This is a genomic window from Synechococcus sp. R55.7 (assembly GCF_047461955.1).
Taxonomy (GTDB): Bacteria; Cyanobacteriota; Cyanobacteriia; order Thermostichales; family Thermostichaceae; genus Thermostichus.
In genome coordinates, this window is the sequence record NZ_JANSIC010000348.1 from 1 (window position 1) to 1,348 (window position 1,348).

2 protein-coding genes are annotated in these 1,348 nt (G+C 55.9%); one reads left to right on the plus strand and one right to left on the minus strand.

Going from position 1 to position 1,348, the window contains the following annotated elements:
- The first annotated feature begins 2 nt into the window (after positions 1-2).
- Positions 3-737, plus strand: a complete 735-nt coding sequence (locus NW820_RS12385) for a protein-L-isoaspartate(D-aspartate) O-methyltransferase (RefSeq protein ID WP_011433763.1) — start codon at positions 3-5, stop codon at positions 735-737.
- Here the strand turns inward: NW820_RS12385 and NW820_RS12390 are convergent.
- Positions 734-1,348, minus strand: a 615-nt coding sequence (locus tag NW820_RS12390; RefSeq protein WP_414407644.1) for a glycerophosphodiester phosphodiesterase, incomplete at its 5' end; no start/stop codon positions are given. The genes NW820_RS12385 and NW820_RS12390 overlap by 4 nt on opposite strands.

Sequence of the window (1,348 nt, forward strand, 5' to 3'; positions counted from 1 at the left end):
CGGTGATCAACCCATTCTCATCCTTCCGGTGGAGACATTCTTCTCGCTCTCCAGCTGGGATCCCAGAAGTTGAACCTCAGCCCCCAGACGCTTCCGATCCTTTTGCTTCCCAACGGGAGCAGATGGTCAAGAAACAGCTCATCAAACGAGGGATCCGAGATCCACGGGTACTGGAAGCCATGGGAAAAGTGCCGCGTCACCTTTTTGTCCCCTCTGATCTGCGGGATCGGGCCTACAGGGATTGCCCTCTGCCCATCGGCTATGGCCAGACCATTTCTCAGCCCTATATTGTTGCTTTTATGACAGAAGCTGCTCGCCTCACGCCTGAATCGGTGGTGTTGGAAATCGGCACCGGCTCCGGCTATCAGGCGGCTGTTTTGGCAGAGCTGGCCCGGCAAGTGTATAGCCTGGAGCGTCTGTCCCCATTGGCTGCTCAAGCTCAACAAACCCTCGCTGCCCTGGGCTATCGCAACGTGGAAGTGCGTCAGGGGGATGGCTACCAAGGTTGGCCAGAGCATGCTCCCTACGATGCCATTCTGGTGACGGCAGCGCCCCCAACTGTGCCCATGGTGCTGCTGGATCAACTGGCGGTGGGGGGCACCTTGGTGGTGCCGGTGGGAGAAAGCCCTTCGGACTCCGGTGCCCAGGGATCCCAGTCCTTGCTGATCCTCTGCAAAACAGCCCAAGGATGGGTTCAAAAAGGGGCTTTTCCGGTGCAGTTTGTGCCCATGGTCTAGGGTTTTGCCCCCTCTACTCCTGCCAAAAGGTGGGCGCGAATTTGCAAAGCCAATTGGGGACGGTCGGTAATCAACCCTTGAACAACGGGATTTTGTCCTACTGAGCCGGCAAATGGCTGCAAGCACAACTTCATCACTTCAGGATCGTTCACCGTCCAAACGTACAGAGGGATCCCGGCCTGTTCAGCTTCAGCCAAGAACTGCAAGTTCACCCAACTGTAGTGGGGGGCCAGAAAATCCGCTCCCAACTCCCGGCAACGGGTAAGTAAAGATCCCTTGGCTTGCTCCTCAGCCTTTGCCTCGATCAACAGGCCAACCTTGGGTTGCGGGGACAAAAGCGTTTTAACCCGCTGCACCACCTGAGGCAAAAAAGAGGTGATCACAAATTCTTCGGGGGTCAAAATATCGCTAACGAGGGCAAGGACTTGTTCCTCATAGCCTGCTTCTTTGAGTTCGATATCGAGGGTGATTTTGCCCTTGATATGTGACAGGGTCTCTTCAAGAGTGGGAATCGTGGGTTTGCGGGCCCGAATCTCGGCCCAAGTTAATGCGGCCAAAGGCTGTCCATCCAAATCGGCATCGTGAACAACCAGTGGGATCCCATCTCGGCT